Annotated in this window: 10 protein-coding genes; 6 read left to right on the forward strand and 4 right to left on the reverse strand. The window is 63.1% G+C overall.

Annotated features, from left to right (window positions below):
• The first annotated feature begins 6 nt into the window (after positions 1–6).
• Genes nagA through nagE form a run of 4 tightly spaced genes read left to right on the forward strand, consistent with a single transcriptional unit; the run spans position 7 to position 6,389 of the window.
• Positions 7–1,113 carry an N-acetylglucosamine-6-phosphate deacetylase gene (gene nagA / locus HCF10_RS07230; RefSeq protein ID WP_131697957.1) on the forward strand — a complete coding sequence of 369 codons (1,107 nt, stop codon included), beginning with the start codon at positions 7–9 and terminating at the stop codon, positions 1,111–1,113.
• Positions 1,106–2,116, forward strand: a complete 1,011-nt coding sequence (locus HCF10_RS07235) for an SIS domain-containing protein (RefSeq protein ID WP_443200902.1) — start codon at positions 1,106–1,108, stop codon at positions 2,114–2,116. Before nagA ends, HCF10_RS07235 begins: the two co-directional genes overlap by 8 nt.
• A 29-nt stretch (positions 2,117–2,145) precedes the next feature.
• Entirely contained in the window at positions 2,146–4,656 is a 2,511-nt protein-coding gene (gene ptsP, locus HCF10_RS07240) for a phosphoenolpyruvate--protein phosphotransferase (protein ID WP_167655127.1), read from the forward strand.
• Positions 4,657–4,682: 26 nt separating this feature from the next.
• Positions 4,683–6,389, forward strand: coding sequence for an N-acetylglucosamine-specific PTS transporter subunit IIBC (gene nagE, locus HCF10_RS07245; protein ID WP_145338402.1), 1,707 nt, complete (start codon positions 4,683–4,685; stop codon positions 6,387–6,389).
• Positions 6,390–6,518: 129 nt separating this feature from the next.
• On the opposite strand, the gene HCF10_RS07250 is transcribed toward nagE, so the two are convergent.
• Positions 6,519–6,779, reverse strand: a complete 261-nt coding sequence (locus HCF10_RS07250) for a DUF6124 family protein (protein ID WP_131697960.1) — start codon at positions 6,777–6,779, stop codon at positions 6,519–6,521.
• Between the two features lie 691 nt (positions 6,780–7,470).
• On the opposite strand from HCF10_RS07250, the gene HCF10_RS07255 reads away from it, so the two are divergent.
• Positions 7,471–13,197 carry a membrane-targeted effector domain-containing toxin gene (locus tag HCF10_RS07255; protein ID WP_167655128.1) on the forward strand — a complete coding sequence of 1,909 codons (5,727 nt, stop codon included), beginning with the start codon at positions 7,471–7,473 and terminating at the stop codon, positions 13,195–13,197.
• Positions 13,198–13,291: 94 nt separating this feature from the next.
• On the opposite strand, the gene HCF10_RS07260 is transcribed toward HCF10_RS07255, so the two are convergent.
• Positions 13,292–13,603, reverse strand: a complete 312-nt coding sequence (locus HCF10_RS07260) for an NGG1p interacting factor NIF3 (protein WP_167655129.1) — start codon at positions 13,601–13,603, stop codon at positions 13,292–13,294.
• Between the two features lie 4 nt (positions 13,604–13,607).
• Positions 13,608–17,504, reverse strand: a complete 3,897-nt coding sequence (purL, locus tag HCF10_RS07265) for a phosphoribosylformylglycinamidine synthase (protein WP_167655130.1) — start codon at positions 17,502–17,504, stop codon at positions 13,608–13,610.
• A gap of 286 nt (positions 17,505–17,790) precedes the next feature.
• On the opposite strand from purL, the gene mltF reads away from it, so the two are divergent.
• On the forward strand, positions 17,791–19,251 hold the full coding sequence (mltF, locus tag HCF10_RS07270; protein WP_167655131.1) for a membrane-bound lytic murein transglycosylase MltF: 1,461 nt from the start codon (positions 17,791–17,793) through the stop codon (positions 19,249–19,251).
• Positions 19,252–19,300: 49 nt separating this feature from the next.
• On the opposite strand, the gene HCF10_RS07275 is transcribed toward mltF, so the two are convergent.
• Positions 19,301–19,579, reverse strand: coding sequence for a PTS transporter subunit EIIB (locus tag HCF10_RS07275; RefSeq protein ID WP_131697967.1), 279 nt, complete (start codon positions 19,577–19,579; stop codon positions 19,301–19,303).

A 19,579-nucleotide genomic window follows, 5' to 3' on the forward strand; every position in this document is an offset into this window, starting at 1 on the left:
CTGCCCATGTCCGAAGACAATATCCTCACGCCCCACGGCTGGATGCGCGGCCGCCTGGTGCACCAGCACGGCAAGGTCATCGCCATTGAAGGCGAGCCTTGCGATCCGGCTGAAAACGACTTGCCGTACCTGCTGCCGGGTTTTATCGACCTGCACGTCCACGGTGGCGGCGGTAAAGACATCATGGAAGGCGCCGACGCCTTCGAGACCATCACCCGCACCCACGTGCGCTTCGGCACCACGTCGCTGCTGGCCACCACCATGACTGCCCCGGTGGAGGAAATCTCCAGCGTGCTGGGCCAACTCGGCCGCTTCTGCGAACAGCGTCCTGCAGGCAGCGCCCGGGTACTCGGCGTGCACCTGGAAGGCCCCTACATCAATCCGGGAAAACTCGGCGCGCAACCCAACTTCGCTCATACCGCATTGATGGCCGAAGTTGAAGCCTACCTGCGCCTGGCGCCGATCCGGGTAATTACCATCGCCCCGGAAATCGCCGGCCACGACGCCCTGATCCGCGCCCTCAGCGAGCGCGGCGTGCGTATGCAGATCGGCCACACCCTGGGCAGCTATGAAGAAGGCGTCGCCGCCCTCGCTGCCGGCGCCACCAGCTTCACCCATTTGTACAACGCCATGAGCCCGTTGCATCACCGCGAACCGGGCATCGTCGGCGCCGCGCTGGCCCACGCCCAGTACGCCGAGTTGATCCCGGATTTGCTCCACGTGCACCCCGGCGCCATGCGCGTGGCCCTGCGCGCGATCCCGTGCCTGTACTGCGTCACCGACTCCACCGCCGCCGCCGGCATGCCCGACGGCGAGTACAAGCTGGGCAGCCACACCGTGACCAAATGCCTGGGCGGCGTGCGCCTGGCCGACGGCACCCTGGCCGGCAGCACCCTGACCATGGATCAGGCGCTGCGCAACCTGGTGAAAATCGGCCTGCCCATCAGCGAAGCCTCACAACGCCTGTCGCAATTTCCGGCGGACTACCTGGGCCTGGAACAACGCGGTCGCCTGCAACCCGGCAGCTTCGCCGACTGCGTGCGCCTGGACCGCTCCCTGCACCTCACCGACGTCATGGTCGAAGGAGAAACCATTGTCTTCAAAGATGCTTGAAGAGGCCTTGGCCTCCTGTGACGCCGTCGCGGCGCAACTGCAACGCCTGGAACCGTTGCTGGAAGAAGTCGCCGGCCGCCTGCGCCGCCAGCCGCCACAAGTGGCGATGACCATTGCGCGGGGCAGCTCGGACCACGCCGCCAGCTACTTCGCCTACCTGGCCATGCAGCATGTCGGCATCCCGGTGGCGTCGTTACCGATGTCGGTGGTGACCTTGTTGCAAGCACCAATGAAAGTCAGCGGCCAGGTAGCGTTCGGTTTCTCCCAGTCGGGGCAAAGCCCGGACCTGGTCAACAGCCTGCGCCTGCTGCGCAAGCGTGGCGCCTTGAGCATCTCGCTGGTCAACGTCGAAGACTCACCGCTGGAAGCCGCCTGTGAATTCCATGTACCCCTGTGCGCCGGGCCGGAACTCAGCGTGGCCGCGACCAAGAGCTTTATCGCCACCCTCAGCGCCAGCGCGCTGCTGATCGGCCACTGGAACCAGGAGCCCGACTTGCTGCAAGCCTGCCAGGCCCTGCCCGCTGGCCTGCGTGAGGCCGCCGGGCAGGACTGGACGCACGCCATCGAGGCGCTGCGTGGCTGCCAGCAACTGATGGTGATCGGCCGTGGCGCCGGTTTTGCCATCGCCCAGGAAGCGGCGCTCAAGCTCAAGGAAACCTCGGCGATCCAGGCCGAAGCCTTCAGCAGCGCCGAGGTGCGCCACGGGCCGATGGCCTTGATCGGCGCGGACTACCCGCTGCTGGTCTTCGCACCACGGGGTGCCGAGCAAGCCGGCTTGTTGAGCCTGGCCGCCGATATGCGCCAGCGCGGCGCCCGCGTGCTGCTCGCCGCGCCGGACGATATCGCCGAACGCGACTTGACCCTGAGCCGCGCCGAACACCCGAGCCTGGATCCGATCCTGGCGATCCAGAGTTTCTACGTCATGGCGGCCGGCCTGGCGGTCGCTCGGGGCATGGACCCGGACCAGCCGCGCCACCTGAGCAAAGTTACCCGCACTCACTGAGTCGCGCTTTCCTGATGAGTACCGTGCCCATGTCCAACAACAATAATGAATTAACCCTCAACGCGCCCCTAAGCGGGCCGTTACTGGCCCTGGGCACCGTGCCTGATGACGTGTTCGCCAGCGGCGCCATGGGCGACGGCATCGCTATCGACCCGCTCAACGATTGCCTGCATGCGCCGTGTGATGGCGTAATCATCCATGTCGCCCGCACCGGCCACGCCTTGACGATTCGTTCCGACAATGGCGCCGAAGTGTTGCTGCACATCGGCATCGACACGGTCGAATTGAATGGCGAAGGGTTTGCCCTGCTGGTCAAGGAAGGCGCCCGGGTCCGCAATGGGCAGGCGCTGGTACGCTTTGACCTGGACCGTATCGCCCGCCAGTGCAAAAGCCTGATCAGCCTGATCATCCTCACCAATGGCGAACACTTTGAACTGCGCCCGCTTGCCGCGAAAACCGTCAAGCTGGGCGAACCGCTGTTGCAGGTCGTGCCACGCGCAACCGCGCCGCTGCAAACGGCTGTGGATAACGTCGTCGCCGAAGCCAGCGCCAGCGTGCGCGTGACTCACCGTGGCGGCCTGCACGCACGACCGGCGGCGTTAATCCGCAAGACCGCCCAGGGTTTCAGCAGCCAGGCAAAGGTGCACTTCGGCGCCAAGTCGGCCGCTTGCGACAGCCTGATCGGCCTGATGGGGCTGGGCATTGGCGAAGGCGACGAGGTGCGCGTGACCTGTCGCGGTAAGGACGCCGAGGCCGCGCTGCAGGCGCTGGTCGCGGCCTTGTCCGTCGCGGTTAAGCAAGAACACCACGCACCGGTCGTCGCCATGCCACGCCGGGCAACTACTGAGGCAGATGTGTTGCAGGGCGTGTGTGCGGCGCCGGGCCTGGTCTGCGGGCCGTTGTTCCGGCTGGCGGGTATCGAGTTGCCGTCAGACCCCGGCAATCACGGCACCGACGAACAACTGCAACGCCTGGACGCGGCCCTGGAGCAGGTGCGCGGTGAGATCCGCAGCACCCTGGACCAGGCTCGCCAACGCAAGGCCGCCGAAGAAGAAGAGATCTTCGCCGCCCACCTCGCCCTGCTCGAAGACCCGGCCCTGCTGGAGGCCGCCACCGACGCCATCGAACACGGCAGCGCCGCCACCCACGCCTGGCGCGATGCGATCCAGGCGCAGTGCGCGGTATTGCTGGCCCTGGGCAAGCCGCTGTTCGCCGAACGCGCCAACGACCTGCGCGATCTGCAACAACGGGTGCTGCGCGCACTGTTGGGCGAAGCCTGGCATTTCGAGTTGCCTGCGGGGGCGATTGTCAGTGCCCATGAACTGACCCCTTCGGATTTGCTGCAACTGAGCGCGCAACAGACTGCCGGGATCTGCATGGCCGAAGGCGGCGCCACCTCCCATGTGGCGATCCTGGCCCGGGGCAAGGGCTTGCCTTGCGTGGTCGCCCTGGGTGCTGAAGTGCTCGCTGTACCGCAAGGCCAGCGCGTGGTGCTCGACGCCGTCAACGGCCGCTTGGAGCTGGCCCCCAGCGAGGCGCGCCATGCCGAAGTTCACCAGATGCGTGACGCACAAAAACTGCGCCGCCAGCATCAACAGGCCCAGGCCCAATCGCCGGCCCTGACCCGCGATGGCGTGGGCATCGAAGTGGCCGCCAATGTCGCGTCGAGTGCCGAGGCGCACATAGCGTTTGAGAACGGCGCCGATGGCGTCGGCCTGCTGCGCACCGAATTCCTCTTCGTCGACCGCCGCACCGCGCCGGATGAGCAGGAACAATGCGACGCTTATCAAGCCGTGCTGGACGCCATGGGCGACAAGTCGGTGATCATCCGCACCATCGACGTCGGTGGCGACAAGCAGCTCGACTACCTGCCGCTGCCCGCCGAAGCCAACCCGGTGCTGGGCCTGCGCGGCATCCGCATGGCCCAGGTGCGTCCCGAACTGCTCGACCAGCAACTGCGCGCGCTGCTGCGAGTTTCGCCGTTGGCGCGCTGTCGCATCCTGCTGCCGATGGTCAGCGAAGTCGACGAACTGCTGCAGATTCGCCAGCGCCTGGATGAGTTGTGTGCAGAGCTGGAACTGACCCAACGCCCCGAGCTGGGGGTGATGATCGAAGTGCCCGCCGCGGCGCTGATGGCCGAGCAGTTGGCCGAGCACGCGGACTTCCTGTCCATCGGCACCAACGATCTGTCCCAGTACACCCTGGCCATGGACCGCGACCACGCCGGCCTCGCCGCACGTGTCGATGCGCTGCACCCGGCGCTGTTGCGGCTGATCGCCCAGACCTGTACCGGCGCGGCGAAACACGGGCGCTGGGTCGGCGTGTGCGGCGCCCTGGCGTCCGATCCGCTGGCCACGCCGGTGCTGGTCGGCCTGGGTGTCAGCGAACTGTCGGTGAGCCCGCCGCAGATCGCAGAAATCAAGGACCGCGTCCGTCACCTGGACGCGGCGCAATGCCGGCAACTCAGCCAGGGCCTGCTTGACCTGAGCAGCGCCAAGGCAGTTCGCCAAGCCTGTCAACACCACTGGCCGCTGAGCTGACAACAACAAGAAAAAGGAGACCCGCCATGCACCAATTATTTATCGAAGGGCTGCAACGCCTGGGCCGCGCGCTGATGCTGCCCATCGCCATCTTGCCGATTGCCGGCCTGCTGCTGCGATTGGGTGACACCGACCTGTTGAACATCGCGGTGATGCACGATGCCGGCCAGGCCATCTTCGCCAACCTGGCACTGATCTTCGCCATCGGCATCGCCGTGGGCTTTGCCCGCGACAACAACGGTACGGCCGGGCTGGCCGGTGCGATTGGCTACCTGGTGATGGTCTCCACACTCAAGGTGATGGACAGCAGCATCAACATGGGCATGCTCGCCGGTATCGCCAGCGGCCTGATGGCCGGTGCGCTGTATAACCGCTTCAAGGACATCAAGCTGCCGGAATACCTGGCGTTCTTCGGCGGGCGGCGGTTTGTGCCGATTGTCACCGGGTTCTCGGCCGTTGCGCTGGGGGTGATCTTTGGCCTGATCTGGCCGCCGATCCAGCACGGCATCAATAGCTTCGGCGTGTTGCTGATGGAAAGTGGCAGCTTCGGCGCGTTCGTGTTTGGCGTATTCAACCGCCTGCTGATCGTCACCGGTTTGCACCATATCCTCAACAATATGGCGTGGTTCGTATTCGGTACCTTCACCGACCCGGTCACCGGCGCCGTCGTCACCGGCGACCTGACCCGCTACTTTGCCGGCGACCCGAAAGGCGGCCAGTTCATGACCGGCATGTTCCCGGTGATGCTGTTCGGCCTGCCCGCCGCGTGCCTGGCGATGTACCGCAACACCCTGCCGGAGCGGCGCAAGGTGATGGGCGGGATCTTCCTGTCGATGGCGCTGACGTCGTTCCTGACCGGGGTGACCGAGCCGATTGAATTCGCGTTCATGTTCCTCGCACCGTTCCTGTACCTGATCCACGCGCTGCTCACCGGCCTGTCGATGGCGGTGACCAATATGTTGAATATCCACCTGGGCTTTACCTTCTCCGGTGGGTTTATCGACATGGTGCTGGGCTGGGGCAAGTCCACCAACGGCTGGTTGGTGATCCCGGTGGGCCTGGCGTATGCCGCGATCTACTACAGCGTCTTCAGTTACTGCATCCGCCGTTTCAACCTGAAAACCCCGGGCCGTGAGGATATCCAGGTGGCGAAGGCCGAAGCGATGAGTGATAACCAGCGCGCCACGGCTTACATCCGGGCCTTGGGCGGTGCGGCCAACTTGCTCAGTGTGGGCGCCTGCACCACGCGCCTGCGGTTGGACATGGTCGACCGCAACAAAGCCGTGGATGCCGAATTGAAAGCCCTGGGTGCGATGGCCGTGGTGCGGCCTGGCAATGGGGGGAGTTTGCAGGTGGTGGTCGGGCCGCTGGCGGACAGCATTGCCGATGAAATTCGGTTGGCGATGCCATCGTTTGTAGCCTCTGCCCCCGTAACGGCTGCGCCTGTGGATAAGTCGGCTGCGGTGAATGCGCAGGAGGCCGAACAATGGCTGGCCGCACTGGGCGGTCGAGGCAATGTGCGCCAGCTGGAAGCGGTGGCGATGACCCGGCTGCGGGTGGAGTTGGGCGATGATTCGGTGGTGTCCGAAGCTCAACTGACGGCGTTGGGTTGCCAGGGTGTGCGCCAACTGGACAGCGGGGTCTGGCACCTGGTGATGGGTGACAAGGCGTCGGGGTTGGGGGACGCACTGGAGCGCTTGGTCAGTGGCCGTGACGTAGGCGCCAGGGTATAGAGCTGCGGTGACCGTACTGACCAATCGCGGGCAAGCCCACTCCCACATTTTGATCGGTGCCCGACTTGGCAATACGGTCAAATGTGGGAGCGGGCTTGCTCGCGAATGGGCCTCATCGGCGCCGAATTACTACTGCGCAGGCACCTCGGATAAATCCAGTACTCGATCCACCATCAACTGGATCCCCTCCACCATCCGGTGAATGCCCAGCACCGCATCACGCTGCGAGCCGTCGATGTCAAACGCCAGATGGGCCGCCAGCGCCTGCACGGATGCCAGATCCTGGGATGCGTTGGCAAGCAAGGTTTCGCTGTTCAGATGGGGCAGTACGGTGAAGAGTTGGTCGGTGGGTTGAGAGGCGGATGGGGGGTTTGGACTGTCTTTGATCATGGTAAACCTCTGGTGTGAAGTAAGAGCTACCAGCGTCACTTGCAGTTGATGGGTGGCAGCTGTGTGCAGGCCTGCAAGACCGAGAATCACCAGTAAATCTCGGTAGACCCGAAGGTCTCCCGCACACAGCCGCCATAAATGACGACCATGAAAAAGCGCCGCAATTATAAAGGCGCTTGTGACTAACTGGTGAGGTTTCGGCGGGCTTGCAGTCCCGATCGCTGAATGAGCAGCGACTGGCGAAGGTTAGTGAGGTGAGTTCCGAGGGACAACCTGAACAGATTGTGGGAAATCTCCGAGCCACTCAGCGTTCAGGCTACCTCTCTGGCCCAGAACGCTGAGCAAATCACAGCAAGGGTATCTACACAACTTTTCAGACCCTGAAAAATCTCCCTGTGGCGAGCGGGCTTGTCCCGCGTTGGGCTGCGGAGCAGCCCCAAAACCAGCCGCTACAGAGTGTCTGATACACCGCATTCTTTTTGATGGGGCTGCTACGCAGCCCAACGCGGGACAAGCCCGCTCGCCACAACAGCCCTATCTGCGGGGCGTTCAGCGTTGATCCAAAGTTGTGTAGATTCCCATGCAAATCACAGTGAAGCGCCAGCACCTGACCGCGCGATCTATCTACCGCCCGGCGGACTGCGCGCCTGCGCATGCTGAGGGTTCTTACCCCCGCATGGAGAGCGTACCTGTGAGCACAACCCCCCAGACCTTTGAAGGTATCAAAGGCCACCTCAATCAGATCGGGCACCACCTGCTCCAGATCGAAAAGCCGCTAGTGCCCGAACACACACCGTCTACCGAACTGGCCTACCTGGAAAAAACCAACGGCATCCTGACGCGTTACCGCCAGCAGTTCCTGGCCAAGAGCCGCGCCCTCTATCAGGACATCACCCAGAGCGATTTGCTCGCCCGAGTCGAAGCACTCAAGACCACCTTGAATACGTATCTGCTGGCACTTGATCGCAACGAGCAAATCGATGGCAAGCCCCGCAAATCCTTCATGACCTTTGAAGCCGGCTACACGGCCCTGGCCAACGAAACGGCGGTCAGTGCCCAGGACCGCCTGCTGCATCCGCAACAACAGGCCATGCTTGAGCGCGTACCGCTGGGCGCTACGTTGCGTCCAGGCCTGTATGCACTGACCTTTCGTTATCAGGAGCAGACGGTTGAACTGGCCGGTGCCTTTGTCCTGACCGAAAATTCCAGCCCTGTGGTCGCTGATCTAAGCGCTGCGCCGACGGTAGGTGAAGTGATGCTGTTCACGCCCTCACACGGGATCAAGTCCTTCGGCTCGCTGGCGCAACTCAATACGCACGTGCTGCAAGGCATGGAGGATGCCGAGCGGCGACGCGACTTCATGGCGCTGTTGCCCGTGCGTTATCGCGATGTGACGCCCGCCGCCATCTGGCCGCTGGAACTGACGCCCATCCAGGACAAGCCGCTGTTTGAGCACACCTACAACGCCTTGGTCGACAAGCGCACCCAGGACATCGAGCGCGCCTTGAGCCTGGTGGACAACCCCGCCCACGCGGCGGCTCAGTTGATCGACGCCCTGGACCGTGCCATAGCGCGGGGGTCGCCGGATTTCAGCGCACGCCTGCAATGGCGCAGCCGACGTCTATTGGAGCGGCACCTGCGCCACAGCGCTCCGGACTGGTATCGCAGCGCCACCGAAGCTCGCCGCGCCGCACTCGCCGCTCACCTGGCGAGCTATAACGAGGCCCGCCAGCAGCTTCTCGACGTGCTCGGCCCGGTCACCAGCCCTGAAGCCCTGGCCCATTATCGACTGCTGCAACACCTCAGCGATGAATTGGACATCCACGACCTGGCGCCGGAACACCTGGTGATCAACACGCGCCGCTACGTGGACCCCATCGGCGAATACGAACACGACCGCAACCTGGTTGAGCTGGCCCTGCGCGGGCTGCACGCCGGTGATGACGCGCCGGGTTCGGACTTCCTGACCAAAACCACGCTGACCTACCAGGAGGCACCGCTGCCCGAGGCCTACCAGGACCTGACTCCCGCCTGGCTGGCGCAGGTACTGACCACCTTGCAGCCGCGTATCGAGTTCGGTGAGTTGCAGCAACAGATACATGCCAAACCTGTGGTCAGCCGTGCGATCGAAGCAATGCTCGACCAGCGGATCAACGCACTGGCCTACACCGCGATGCTCCAGGGTCATCTCAGTGAAGAGGACTTTCAGTTGGTCCAGGACGTACGCCTGGGCACCAACACTCGCCTGAGCGCCGCCACCCTGTCATTGCACGAAGCCCAGTTGCAGGACATATGGGTACTGCGCCAACGCGACGCCAGCGGCGCGATCATCCGCCTGTTGCTGTGCACGCCCGAAGCGCCACGGGAGCAGCAGTTCCAGGCTTTCGACAGCGAGGTCGCGTGCCAGAATCACATCCTCGGCTGGAGCCTGGACAACGGCGAAAAAAAACCGCCGGGCACCCTCACCGATTACCTGATCAAACGGGTCGCCCTGCGTTTTCGCAGGGCCATGAAGCGCGTCCTGAGCGGCTTGAGCTTCAAGGTTCAGGACCGCGAGTACACAGCGATCAGCTTTGGCAATGTCGGCAGCCACGCCGACTGCCTCAAGGCCATGTCCGCCCATGTGCTGGCGACCCGCCTCGACGACTACGCGTTCAGCACCCCGACCTGGTACCGCGCGGCCCACCCCGACACCCGCCGCAAGTTGTTGAAACTGGCCGAGGACAGCGAAGGTGCGCTGCTCACCTACCAGGACTTTCCGCTGTCTGACGCGCAGTTTCCCAGCTTCGCTGACTACCTGCATGAACAGGCCAAAAAACGCCTTAACCTGCTGTTGGCACGCCCTCAGAACGATGTCGACCCCGACACCGTCTGGGCCTTTTCACCACCGGCGCTGCTCGGCTCATTAACCCCCGCGCCCATGACCTACACCCAGCTGTACCGCGACGGCTACGCCGACGGTGTGGGGTTTATCGACGAGAAGTTCTCGCGCGCCGCCCGGTTCAAAGGCCCCAAAGGGGTGGACCTGAGTGCGCTGACGGCAGAAAAAGTCGCCCGCTCGATCACCGGCACCTGGGTCGGCCAGCGTTACATCAACGAGGTCAGGCGCCGCCTGCTCAACGTTGGCAACGCGGACTATGACCTGCGGCGCAATGCGACGCTGAGCATCACCCAGCGCCAGATGCAGAGCGCCGCCCTGGAGTGCCGGCTTGAAGGCTACATCGCTGGTGTCGACTGGACCTGGTTGGAGCTCGCCATAGCCAGCATGGGTGACACCGCCACCGACACACGCAACACCTACGCCATTCATCGCCTGCTCATCGATGGCGAATGGGTGATGGGCAATTTCCTCTTCAGCCACGCCACTTTCCCGACGCTGCTCTACACCCCCAATGCCCCGGACGGCATCAGCTTTCGCGAGGCCAGGCAGTTCAACTACCTGCTGAAAAAGGTGCCCGGCATGGTCGGCTATTTCACCCTGCGGGTTGGCGCCCACTCCCAGGCCAAAGTGCGTACCTTTCTCGAAAATGCCAAGGCACAGCTGCCCGAGGACCTGAACAAAACCGACACCAGCCCGGCACGCTACGACACAATCCGTGCACAACCACCGCTGACGGATCTGCGTCGAGCACTGTACGACATGAAGCTGCAGCGCAAGATCGATGACGTTGAAGGCACCACGGCCAATCGCACCCAGATGATCACGGGCATCCTCTGGACCTGCGTGGAATGGGTCACTGCCATTGCTACCGCGCCGTTTCCCACCGTCAGCCTGAGCCTGGGCATGCTGCTGGCGTTCAAGGACGGCATGCTCGCCCTGAACGCGTATGAGCAAGGCGACACCGGAGCTGCCGTGGAACACTTGATCGGTTACGTGCTCAACAGCGCCGGCGCGGCTTTTACCGATCTGCGCCCGGCATTGGTTTCCCTTAGGCAACTGGCAAGACCGGCGCCGCGCGAGGCAGCCAAGAGCGCCGCCGCTGCCAGCGAGGCCGTGAAGCTGGTGCAACCCCTGCAAGCCCAGGCTCTTGCACCGGCAGACATGCAGGCGGTGCTGTTCGATGGCGAGTTGCTTTGGGCGAAGAACACCCCGGACCCGATCGGACGTTATTTGCTGTACCGACTCGATCCGCCTACCGGCAAATTGATCTCCACGACTCGCGTGGCTGCGCCTGATGCACAAGGGGTGTGGCGCCGCACCGGGGTCACGGGCGGCGCGCCCAAGTATGAAAAATTGCCGGACACACCGGAGCCGCTCAAGCCTTACGAGGTACCGGGGAAATACGCCGGCAAGCTGGAGTTGGCCCTTAACCCGCAGGTGCGAGCCGAAATCCTGTCACGTTCCGAATGGGAGTTCGGCACCACAAACGTCGGTCGGGGAAGTGGCATCAGCGACCTGCGATCCCTGCGCACGGCTTACCTGCAACAGGCCAAACGCTTGGCGACTGACGCCGAGGACTTTTTCAAGCACCTCGACCCGTTGCCGCCCCGTACCGCGCCCCCGGCCCTGGAGGCCAGCACATCGTTTGCACAGCTGATTGCCAGCGACGCCTTCAGCGGCAACAAGAACCTGGTCATTGGCGCACTACCGGGCTCCATCGCCAGCAAACAACTGTTGATCACCCAGATAGACGCCTTGATTGAGCGGGGCTTCAAACATGTGTACATCGAGTACCTGCCCACCGATGTATTCCGCCTAAAACTGGAAAAACTCAACAGCGGCAAATCCTGGCAGCATATCGAACGGCACCTCAGGGCCGTCGATAAAGCCCTCGGTTTCGCCGAGGATGCCGAGTACTCCTACGTAGCATTGGTGCGCAAAGCCCAGGAAAAGGGCATGCAGGTCAAAGCCCTGGACGCTTCCACGTCCTACCTGCTGGACGATGTGCTGCAAATGGGCGATACCCCACCAACCACGCCACGGGGTAACAGCGTCAGGAACTTCTACTCCCATAAAGTCATTGAGGCCGATGCCCTCAGCGAACAGGATGAACGTTGGATTGCCCTGGTGGATCACTCCCGCCTGCGTACCTTCGAGAAAACCCCTGGCCTGGCGGACCTGCAGGATGCGGTTGCGCTGCGCGTGGTGGATGTGGGCGCGGACCAACCGGCGGGCGTGTGGGTCGACGCCCCCGGCGCCCTGGCGGGTGACGCGCTGGCCAGGGGCGATTACCAGTTGGCCCTGCGAACCTCGTACAAAGCGCCCGAGCCGATAGCATCGTCCAGCGCAGTCACGGCGGCGGTGGCACATTACGACGAATACGACATTGCCCGCCCTCTCAGGGAAAGCATCGTCCGTCAGACCGATACCCGGCACGGGCTGGACACTCGCTACTTCCCACAGAACCCTGACCATACCGAGGCCTTCCTGGCGTTTCAAAACGCCAGGGCACGTCTGGTCACCGATGCAGATACCTACCTGGCCAGCCACGTACCACCCGCCAGGCCCGATCCCTCCGTCCTCGCCTCACCGAAAAGCCCGGAGGCGCTGCTGGAGAACGTCCGTCAAAGCGAGTTCTCGGGGCTGGTAATCGGTGAAGGACACAGCGCGCAGTCCAGCAAACGCTGGTTGCGCGACTACATGAAAAAACTCAAGGACCTGGAATTCAAGACCCTGTACATGGAGCACCTGCTGACCGATATCCACCAGGAAGAGCTGGATATTTTTCTGCGCACACAGCGGCTGCCGGACAACCTCAAGCGCTACCTCACCCAGTTGGATCGGGGCCATATGCCGGGCTACAAAGGTAACGATACCTACACTGAGGTGATCCAGGCGGCGGCCAAACAGGGCCTGCGCATCCGGGCCCTGGACTGCACCGCCAGTTATCACGTCAAGGGCCTGGGGGATGAGGACGTCTCGCGCAACCAGCTGTTCAGTTACTTCGCCAACCAGGTAATCACGGCCGACCAGGCGGCACAGGGGTCTCACAAGTGGGTTGCCTTCATTGGCAGCACCCACACCAATACGCACCTGGGCGTGCGAGGCCTGGCGGAACTGCAAGGTGCGGTCAGCCTGCATGTCCGGGACACCGCCCCCGCGCTGGCCCGGAATATTCGTCCGGGTGCCTGGGAGTCGTTTGCCGAAGGGATGAGTCCGTACAGGAAAGCCTTGCGCAGCGACTTCATCCTGGACGCCGGTGTTGCCGGTATCAACGCCCCCGCCCCGTTCGTTGCGGTGGACAGGGCACGACTGAACCGGCCCGGCCTGTTCCTGATCGAACGCTCGTCGCCGTCGCAGAGCAACTTGCTGCATCGCTCGCGCAGCGGGGAGATCGTGTCGACGCCGATCAAGGTCGACAACAACGGCCTGTTTTATGTCGAACGCTGGGAGCCGATACAGGGCAAGCGTTTCAGCTACGAAAACATCTTGATCGATGCGTTGAAGGCGGAAGTAGGGTTGGTTCCGGCCCCCTGAGCCTCTGAGGCTTTGACCCGGGGTTCGTGACCGTCAACAAAAAACCCGCTGGCCAAACTGGCCCAGCGGGTTTCTCGTCTTTACCGTCGGCGGATCAGAAGTCCGCCAACTGCCACACTTCATAAGCCGGTGTCTCATAGGGGTGGCTGAGCTTCAACGCGGCGACCACCGCGCTGATCAACTCATCGGCCACTACCAGCTCAACCTTCCATTCTTCCACCACTTCAACCTGGCCAACCTGCCCGATAAACGGCTGGCTGCCGTCCAAAGCGCGAAACTGGCCCTGGCCCAGCACTTGCCAGGCGCAGCTGTCGTAGTCGCCGATGCGTCCGCCGCCAACCGCGAAGACGGCGGTTTTCACCGCCTCCACATGGCTGTCGGGCACAAAGAAGGCAAGCTTGTACACGGCCTTAGTTCACCCATACGCGGGCGTTGCGGAACATGCGCATCCACGCACCGTCTTCGTTCCACTCTTCCGGGCGCCACGAGTTCTGCACGGCGCGGAATACACGCTCCGGGTGCGGCATCATGATGGTGACGCGACCGTCGCGGCTGGTAAGGCCGGTGATCCCGCGCGGCGAGCCGTTCGGGTTGGCCGGGTAGCTTTCGGTGACCTTGCCGTGGTTGTCGACGAAACGCATGGCCACGCAACCGGACAGGTCGGCTTCGAGCAATGCTTCTTCGCTTTCGAACTCGGCATGGCCTTCACCGTGGGCGATGGCGATCGGCATGCGCGAACCGGCCATGCCTTGCAGGAAGATCGAGTTGGATTCCTGCACCTGCACCATGGCGACACGGGCTTCGAACTGCTCGGAGCGGTTACGCACGAAGTGCGGCCAGAACTCGCTGCCCGGGATCAGTTCGTGGAGGTTGGACATCATCTGGCAACCGTTGCATACACCCAGGGTGAAACTGTCGTTGCGTTCGAAGAAGCCCTGGAACGCATCGCGGGCACGGCTGTTGAACAGGGCCGATTTGGCCCAGCCTTCGCCGGCACCGAGCACGTCGCCGTAGGAGAAACCACCGCAGGCCACCAGGCCTTTGAACGCGTCGAGGTCAACGCGACCGGCGAGGATGTCGCTCATGTGCACGTCGATCGCATTGAAGCCGGCGCGGTCGAACGCGGCCGCCATTTCCACCTGGCCGTTGACGCCCTGCTCACGCAGTACGGCAACTTGCGGGCGGATTCCTTTCTTGATGTACGGCGCGGCGATGTCCTGGTTGACGTCGAAGCTGAGCTTGGTGCTCAGGCCCGGGTTGTCTTCTTCAAGGATCACGTCGAATTCCTGCTCGGCGCAGTCGGCGTTGTCACGCAGGCGTTGGATCTGGTAGCTGGTCTCGGACCACTGGCGTTGCAGCAAGCGGCGCTGGCCGGCAAACACGGTGTCGCCGTTGAAGGAGATGTTGATTTCACCGTTGTTGATCGGCTGGCCGATCACCGCGACGCAGTCGTCCAGGCCAGCGGCGCTGAACTGTGCGAGTACGTCAGGGGTAGCGTCCTGGCGAACCTGGATCACGGCGCCCAACTCTTCGTTGAAGAGGATGCCGTTGATTTCCGAGGCGTCCTCGGCAACGCTGTCGAGCACGATGTTCAGGCCGCAGTGACCGGCAAACGCCATCTCGACCACGCTGGTCAGCAGACCACCGTCGGAACGGTCGTGGTAAGCCAGCAGGTGGCCGTCGGCGTTGAGGCCCTGGATCACGGCGAAGAAGGCTTTCAGGTCTTCGGCGTCATCCACGTCCGGCGCGTGCTTGCCGAGCTTGCCGTGGGTTTGCGCGAGGATCGAGGCGCCCATGCGGTTCTGGCCACGGCCCAGGTCGATCAGGATCAGGTCGGTGGTGCCCTTGTCCATGCGCAGTTGCGGGGTCAGGGTCTGGCGGATGTCGGTGACCGGCGCAAAGCCGGTGACGATCAGCGACAGCGGCGAGGTGACGCTCTTGTCCACGCCTTCATCGTTCCAACGGGTGGCCATGGACATGGAGTCCTTGCCCACCGGAATGGTGATGCCCAGCTCCGGGCACAGCTCCATGCCGACCGCTTTTACCGTGTCGTACAGACGCGCATCTTCACCTGGGTGACCGGCGGCGGACATCCAGTTGGCCGACAGCTTGATGTCGGACAATTTACCGATACGCGACGCGGCGATGTTGGTGAGGGTTTCACCAATGGCCATGCGGCCCGACGCAGGGGCGTCCAGCAGGGCCAGCGGCGTACGCTCGCCCATGGCCATGGCTTCACCGGTGTAGACGTCGAAGCTGGTGGCGGTGACGGCAACGTCAGCCACCGGTACCTGCCATGGGCCGACCATTTGGTCACGGGCCACCAGGCCGGTGATGGTGCGGTCGCCGATGGTGATCAGGAAGCTTTTGCTCGCCACGGCCGGGTGGTGCAGCACACGCTCGATGCTGTCGGCCAGTTCCAGGGCGCTTGGGTCGAAATCATCGCCCAATTCGGCTTCACGTACCGCCGAACGGTGCATGCGCGGGGCCTTGCCCAGCAGCACTTCGAGGGGCATGTCCACCGGGCTGTTGCCGAAGTGGCTGTCGGTGACCGTCAGTTGCGGCTCGGCAGTGGCTTCGCCGACCACGGCAAACGGGCAACGCTCGCGTTCGCAGATGGCCTGGAAGCGCGCGAAGTCTTCAGGGCCGACCGCCAGTACGTAACGTTCCTGGGATTCGTTGCTCCAGATTTCGTGCGGGGCCATGCCCGGCTCGTCGTTTGGAATGTTGCGCAGTTCGAAGCGGCCACCGCGGTCGCCATCGTTGACCAGCTCCGGGAAGGCGTTGGACAAACCGCCGGCGCCGACGTCGTGGATGAAGCTGATCGGGTTCTTGTCACCCAACTGCCAGCAACGGTCGATGACTTCCTGGCAGCGGCGTTCCATCTCAGGGTTTTCGCGCTGTACGGAGGCGAAGTCGAGGTCTGCCGAGCTGGTGCCGGTGGCCATGGAGGAAGCCGCGCCGCCGCCCAGGCCGATCAACATCGCCGGGCCGCCGAGGACGATCAGCTTGGAGCCGACCAGAATCTCGCCTTTCTTGACGTGTTCTTCACGGATGTTGCCCATGCCGCCAGCCAACATGATTGGCTTGTGGTAGCCGCGCACTTCATCGCCACGCGGGGTGGTGATGGACTGTTCGAAAGTACGGAAATAACCGGTCAGCGCCGGACGGCCGAACTCGTTGTTGAACGCGGCGCCGCCCAGCGGGCCTTCGATCATGATGTCCAGCGCAGTCACGATGCGCTCAGGCTTGCCGTACGGCACTTCCCATGGCTGTTCGAAGCCCGGGATCTGCAGGTTGGACACGGTGAAACCGGTCAGGCCAGCCTTTGGCTTGGCGCCACGGCCGGTGGCACCTTCGTCGCGGATCTCGCCGCCGGAACCGGTGGCGGCGCCCGGGAACGGGGCAATCGCGGTCGGGTGGTTGTGGGTCTCGACCTTCATCAGGATGTGCACCGGTTCCTGCACCGCGCCGTATTGGCGGGTTTCAGGGTCCGGGAAGAAACGGCCGGCAACCGAGCCGACGATCACCGAGGCGTTGTCCTTATAAGCCGACAGAACGCCTTCGCTGTGCATCACGTAGGTGTTCTTGATCATGCCGAACAGGCTTTTTTCCTGGCTCTCGCCGTCGATGTCCCAACTGGCGTTGAAGATCTTGTGACGGCAGTGCTCGGAGTTGGCCTGGGCGAACATCATCAGTTCGATGTCGTGGGGGTTGCGCTTGAGACCGGTGAAGGCGTTGACCAGGTAGTCGATTTCGTCTTCGGCCAGGGCCAGGCCCAGTTCGGTGTTGGCCTTCTCGAGGGCGGCGCGGCCACCGCCGAGCACGTCAATCGCGGTCAGCGGCTTGGGCTCGGCGTGGCTGAACAGACCGGCAGCCTGTTCCAGCTGGCTGACGATGATCTGGGTCATGCGGTCGTGCAGGCTGCTGGCGATCAGCTCGGCCTCGGCATCGCTGAACTGGCCGGCAACGTAGAAGGCGATACCGCGCTCCAGACGCTGGATTTTTTCCAGGCCGCAGTTGCGGGCGATATCGCTGGCCTTGCTCGACCAGGGCGAGATGGTGCCGAACCGTGGCAGAACCAGGAACAAGCGGCCAGTCGGCTCTTGAACGGGAACGCTTGGGCCGTACTTCAGAAGGCGTGCGAGCACTTGCTGTTCGTCGGCGGTCAAGACGCCGGTAACGTCGGCGAAGTGAGCAAATTCAGCATACAGGCCTGTAACCGCTGGAACCTTCTGGCTCAGTTGCTCAAGGAGTTTGCTGTGGCGAAAGGCAGAAAGGGCAGGAGCGCCGCGCAGGATCAACATCTTCGGGACAGCCTCGGGAAGGGGTGTGCTTTGAGGCCGTGCATTCTAGCGTAAACCTGCGCCAACGGCACCCGAAACGGCACCGCTGGCCGCTGCCGAACGTCAGTTGGCACGGTTTGCACGGTATCGGGGCGCTATCCAAGGCATTCCGCGCAGTTATTTTAACCGTCACAATCGGCCGCCAGGCCACGTTTCTGCGGGCTGCAGCACAGTTTTTCCGGCGCTAGCAGACAAGTCCGCCGCTGTCGAGATATGGCGCCGTGGGCCGTTTGCGTATACTGCGCAGATGTTCTCCCCAACTGCTTTGCGCCCGCGATGCGCCAGATGGCTCATCGTCACCGGACTCTTCCTGATGCTCAGCGCCTGTGTTGATAAACCCAGCACGCTCGAGCGAATCAAGGAGGATGGCGTATTGCGGGTGATTACCCGAAACAGCCCGGCGACTTATTTCCAGGACCGCAACGGTGAAACCGGTTTCGAATACGAACTGGTCAAGCGTTTTGCCGATGACCTGGGCGTGAAGCTGGAGATCGAGACCGCCGACAACCTCGACGACCTGTTCGGCCAGTTGGGCAAACCCAACGGCCCGGTGCTCGCCGCCGCCGGCCTGGTCAGCAGCGAGCAGCGCCAGCAACAGGTGCGATTCTCCCACCCTTATCTTGAAGTCACCCCGCAGATCATCTACCGCAACGGCCAGTCACGGCCGACGAACGCGGCAGACCTGGTGGGCAAGAAGATCATGGTGCTCAAGGGCAGCACCCACGCCGAACAACTGGCGGCGCTTAAAAAGCAGAACCCGGCCATCGAATACGAAGAATCCGACGCCGTTGAGGTGGTCGACCTGCTGCGCATGGTGGACGAGGGCCAAATCGACCTGACCCTGGTGGACTCCAACGAAGTGGCGATGAACCAGGTGTACTTCCCCAACGTACGGGTGGCGTTCGACCTCGGCAATGCCAGCAACCAGAGCTGGGCCGTGGCGGCCGGCGACGACAACAGCCTGCTCAACGAGATCAACAGCTACCTGGACAAGGTGGAAAAGAACGGCACCCTGCAACGCCTTAAAGACCGCTATTACGGGCATGTCGATGTCCTCGGCTATGTCGGCGCCTACACCTTCGCCCAGCATTTGCAGCAGCGACTGCCCAAATACGAGAAGCACTTTCGCGCCTACGCCAAGGAAGAAAAAGTCGACTGGCGCCTGCTCGCGGCGATCGGCTATCAGGAATCGCTGTGGCAACCGACGGTCACGTCAAAGACCGGCGTGCGCGGCCTGATGATGCTGACCCAGAACACCGCCCAGGCCATGGGCGTGTCCAATCGCCTGGATGCCAGGCAAAGCATCATGGGCGGCGCCAAGTACCTGGCCAAGATCAAGGACGAGCTGGACGACAAGATCGCCGAGCCCGACCGCACCTGGTTCGCCCTCGCCGCTTATAACGTCGGCACCGGCCATCTGGACGACGCGCGCATTCTGGCGAAGAAGGAAGGCCTGAACCCGAACAAGTGGCTGGACGTGAAGAAGATGCTGCCGCGCCTGTCGCAGAAGCAGTGGTACAGCAAGACCCGCTACGGCTACGCCCGAGGCGGCGAGCCGGTGCACTTTGTGGCGAACATCCGGCGTTATTACGACATCCTGACCTGGGTGACCCAGCCGCAGCTGGAAGGTAACCAGGTGGTGGAAGGTAATCTGCATGTGCCGGGTGTGGACAAGACCAAGCCGCCGGAAGACACCCCGCAGCTGTAAAACTGATCCTCCCAACACCGCCCCTCCCACATTTTGATCTCTACTTGGGTTAGAGGCCGGTGATCAGGTGGACCACTCCTCCCGCCAACACCATCACACCCGGCACACCCGCCGCTTTCAACGCCGCCTCATCCAGCCGGCCCGCATCCTGCAATTGCACCCTCACCCGCGTCAGCGCCACACGCTGTTGCGACTTGAGGTTATCCGCACCTCCCAACGCACTCAGCACCTCGGCCGACAACAGCCCCTGCGTCGGAGTCACCACCGTCTCGGCAATCAAATCCGGGGTCAGGGCTTTCCAGAACGCCCGCTGCAATTTCTCGAACAT

The organism is Pseudomonas sp. B14(2022) (assembly GCF_012030485.1).
GTDB lineage: Bacteria > Pseudomonadota > Gammaproteobacteria > Pseudomonadales > Pseudomonadaceae > Aquipseudomonas.

Bases quoted from the DNA above. Each gene is read 5' to 3' on its own strand.
- nagA (WP_131697957.1), top strand. From the start codon at position 7: ATGTCCGAAGACAATATCCTCACGCCCCACGGCTGGATGCGCGGCCGC.
- HCF10_RS07235 (WP_443200902.1), top strand. From the start codon at position 1,106: ATGCTTGAAGAGGCCTTGGCCTCCTGTGACGCCGTCGCGGCGCAACTG.
- ptsP (WP_167655127.1), top strand. From the start codon at position 2,146: ATGTCCAACAACAATAATGAATTAACCCTCAACGCGCCCCTAAGCGGG.
- nagE (WP_145338402.1), top strand. From the start codon at position 4,683: ATGCACCAATTATTTATCGAAGGGCTGCAACGCCTGGGCCGCGCGCTG.
- HCF10_RS07250 (WP_131697960.1), bottom strand. From the start codon at position 6,779: ATGATCAAAGACAGTCCAAACCCCCCATCCGCCTCTCAACCCACCGAC.
- purL (WP_167655130.1), bottom strand. From the start codon at position 17,504: ATGTTGATCCTGCGCGGCGCTCCTGCCCTTTCTGCCTTTCGCCACAGC.
- mltF (WP_167655131.1), top strand. From the start codon at position 17,791: ATGTTCTCCCCAACTGCTTTGCGCCCGCGATGCGCCAGATGGCTCATC.
- HCF10_RS07275 (WP_131697967.1), bottom strand. From the start codon at position 19,579: ATGTTCGAGAAATTGCAGCGGGCGTTCTGGAAAGCCCTGACCCCGGAT.